General features: G+C 41.9%; 3 protein-coding genes. All 3 read right to left on the reverse strand.

The features are described 5' to 3' along the window. Positions 1-212, reverse strand: a 212-nt coding sequence (locus KB557_RS09640) for an FAD-dependent oxidoreductase (RefSeq protein WP_255133660.1), incomplete at its 3' end; no start/stop codon positions are given. Between the two features lie 24 nt (positions 213-236). Further along, entirely contained in the window at positions 237-2,891 is a 2,655-nt protein-coding gene (locus tag KB557_RS09645; RefSeq protein WP_255133662.1) for an MGH1-like glycoside hydrolase domain-containing protein, read from the reverse strand. Next, positions 2,888-3,738: GMC oxidoreductase (locus tag KB557_RS09650; protein WP_255133664.1), on the reverse strand; the 851-nt coding region annotated here is incomplete at its 5' end. The genes KB557_RS09650 and KB557_RS09645, both read right to left, overlap by 4 nt.

Raw genomic sequence — 3,738 nt, forward strand, 5'->3', positions numbered from 1 at the left:
AATTGTTTATTATTTCGATCCTTCCATGGATCAATAGATACATAGCGATCATTTTGGAAAACTTCAGAAGGGTCCCAATTTTGAGGTTCGCGAGGCAGCCAGTCACCACGTTCAAGAACCAAAACTTTTTTACCGGCTTCTGCAAGGCAACGGGCAAGAGTACCTCCGCCAGCACCACTGCCAATAATCACCACCTCATAATGGTTCGTCATGATGAGCTCCACACAAAGAAACCACTACATGGGGGTGTAGCGGTTTAGTTGGGTGATCATTTTTAAAACCATCGAAGTCCAACCTGTTTGATGGCTAGCTCCAACGCCAGCACCGTTATCACCGTTAAAATATTCATTAAATAGTATTAAATCACGCCAATTTGGATCATTCGCAATTTTTTCACTACTACCATTACAGGGCCTTTGAGCGTTTTGATCTAATCTAAATAGATTTGCCAACCTTGCCTCTAGCTCAAGAGATGCAGCCCATAAGCTAATAAAATTACCAGATCCTGTAGGGAATTCAACCATAAAAGCATCGCCATAATAATGACCAAACTTCTGCAATGCTTCAATAATTAAATAATTAATGGGCATCCACACTGGGCCACGCCAATTGGAATTGCCACCAAACATAGCCACCGGGCTATCAGCAGGGTTATAAGCAAGGGTTTGCTCTTGAGAACCCTCTCGAAAAGTGTAAGGAGACTTTTCATAGACCTTCGAAAGAGAACGTATACCAAAGGGGGACAAAAATTCATCTTCATTAAATAAATACCAACAAATCCTTTGCAACTTATCTTTGGGAACCAGGCTGAATAAAGATCTATTATTATGCCAGCAACCAATATTATCTTCTAGCCAAGTGTGAGATGAACGCTCACTATAAAATCGAGCAAATATTTTGCTTGCATCTAACCAGGGCAACCTTTCAACAGTCGCAACATCAAAGCTAGCTACTGCAAGCAAAGGAATTAAACCTGAAACAGATCTGGTTCTAAGATAGGTCCAGGAGTTATCAGGGCGTTTTATCACATCATAATAAAAACCATCCTCCTCATCCCAACTAACATAATCACGACCGTTTACAGATGGAACATTAAGAGTGATAGCAAGTTGCGCAAAATCAAAAACAAACCTCTCACAAATATCAGCATACTCAGGATCCTGCGCACTTAGTTCAACTGAAATTTGTAATAAGTTAAGGCTTAACATAGCCATCCAAGCAGTGCCATCACATTGTTCAATTCTGCTCCCATCGGCCAACGGGAAACGCCTATCAAACACTGCAATATTATCTAAACCAAGAAATCCACCTTCAAAAACATTATCGCCAGATCTATCATTGCGATTAGCCCACCAACCGTATTCAAGCAAAAGTTTAATCATTGCAGAACGCAGGAAAGTGTAATCTCCACGTTCTTTTTCACGCCGCTCAATTTGAAAAATTCTTAACGCAGCCCAAGCACCAATAGGTGGGTTGGGATCAGATAGTGACCATTCATAGGCAGGTGTTTGGGCATTTGAAGCAGTATAATTTGGGGATCTCAATAACATGCACTGCTTTTTTGCGATTTCTGGATCAATTACCGCAAATGCAACGGAATGGAACATCAAATCCCACTGACAAAAATATGGATACTCCCAACTGTCTGGCATTGATATAATGTCATCAGCATAAAGCCTGCTCCAATATGCATTTTGACTATGTTTTCGTTCTTCTGGTGGCGCTGGCTGGTTTGGATCACCGTTTAACCAGCGAGCAACACTCCAATGATAAAACTTCTTACACCACAGCAAACCACTTGCTGCCGATCTAAAAATTAGCGAATCATCCTCACTTAAACCAACAGAAATAGAATCAAGATAGGCAATGCATTCCTTTTCTCGATTATTAATTATACAATCAAAGCTTTCACCAAATGGCTCTGAGATCAAACAATCACTTAATCGTAGATTCACAATCCACTCCTCTTTTGATAACAGCTGCTTCTCCAATACTAAGCCAGCCTTACTTCCAACTCTGGCTGGATTTATAGCATCAAGCTCTCCATTCACAATATAACGATGAAATGCATCTTTTACAAATGGCTGACAATTTGGCTTGTTATAAAGAAGCTGGGAATTTGTTTCATTTTCAGTGAATATCCATTCACCTGGTTGATCACAAGTTAAATAATATGAGCCAAGCTCATGAATATCATCTGTATTTACGCCAGTTTCATTGCACTGGATTGATTTACGTTTTCTCCAATTCTCCCTATAGCCCCAATCCCATTCATTCCGAAGCCAAAGACTTGGAATCAGCTTTAAAGCTGCTGTATCAGGGCCGCGGTTTATAACCTTAATTCGTATCAAGATATCGGTAGAACTTGCCTTGGCGTAATCAACAAAAACATCAAAATAACGATTTTCTGAAAAGATACCAGTATCAAGCAACTCATATTCAGGCTGCTGCCGGCTACGGCTAGCATTTTCCTGAATTAAATGCTTATAAGGAAACTCGGCTTGGGGATACTTATATAGCCCACGCATAAAGCTATGGGTGGGGGTATTAAGAAGATGATAAAAATAATCCTTCAGATCCTCACCATGGTTTCCCTCGCCATTTCCAAGGCCAAAGGGTCTCTCTTTCAAGATTGGATCATTTCCATTCCAAAGTGCGATACCAAAACAGATTCGGCCATGGGAATCACTTATACCTAAAAGACCATCCTCTCCCCAGCGATAGGCCCTAGATCTAGCTTGATCGTGGGGAAAAGAGGTCCAGGCGTTGCCATCGGCCGAATAATCCTCTCTAACAGTGCCCCATTGCCTATCACTTAAATAACTACCCCACAATCCCCATGCTTTATGCCCCTCATCGCGCTCAGCAATACGTTGCAGCTCTGAACTCACAACACTGCCTCTAAATGATTAGCCACACGTAAAGCATTGGCTATAATCGTGAGCCCTGGTCCAATACTAGGGCAACTTGGAAATACGCTTGCATCAGCAATATATAAATTTTTTATCTCATGGCTCCTCCCTTCCAAATCAACCACTGATGTGGCAGGATTACTACCCATTCTGCAGGTGCCGCAGGCATAACCCATCACACTAATGGGTGCCTCACCCCGGGGATGGGTAGGTGATTGACGCACCACATGGGTTAAAGGATCGGCTTCAATTGCCTTTAAAGTGTCAATCCAGCGATACACCAAACGGTCGTGGGCTTCAGTATTATTTGCAATATAATTAAGCCTGATCTGCTCACCTTGCAACGTTATTTTGTTGTGGGGATCTGGCAATACCTCAGTCATAGCCCACCAAGCAACAGAACGAGCGGCTAATTCTTCAAGACCGAAATTAGGTAATAATTTAGAAACTAAAGATAATACCGGAGGCGATTCAGCAAACAATGCATCCTGCAAAACTCCCCCACAACTCTGGATATGCCCAAGGGGAAATTTAACATTTTTATCACCCCAGTAATAATCATTTATTCCAAATGATCGCTGATAGCGACCAGAGTTAGATACGGTTGCTAATTGAAGGATAGAAGTGAGTTGCAGCTTCATTAAATTACGGCCAACCTGATCGGAGCCGTTGCTTAAGCCTCTGGGGTGGACATCACTGGTAGAACGCAATAAAATCGCAGGAGTATTAACTGCGCCGGCAGCTAGTACAACATAATTAGCCTTAAATAACCATGCCTGATTATTAATTAATGCCTCCACCCCTTTAATTTCGCTTCCCGAGGGAT

Origin of the sequence: Synechococcus sp. Cruz CV12-2-Slac-r (genome assembly GCF_024346075.1) — a bacterium.
Taxonomy (GTDB): Bacteria; Cyanobacteriota; Cyanobacteriia; order PCC-6307; family Cyanobiaceae; genus Synechococcus_D.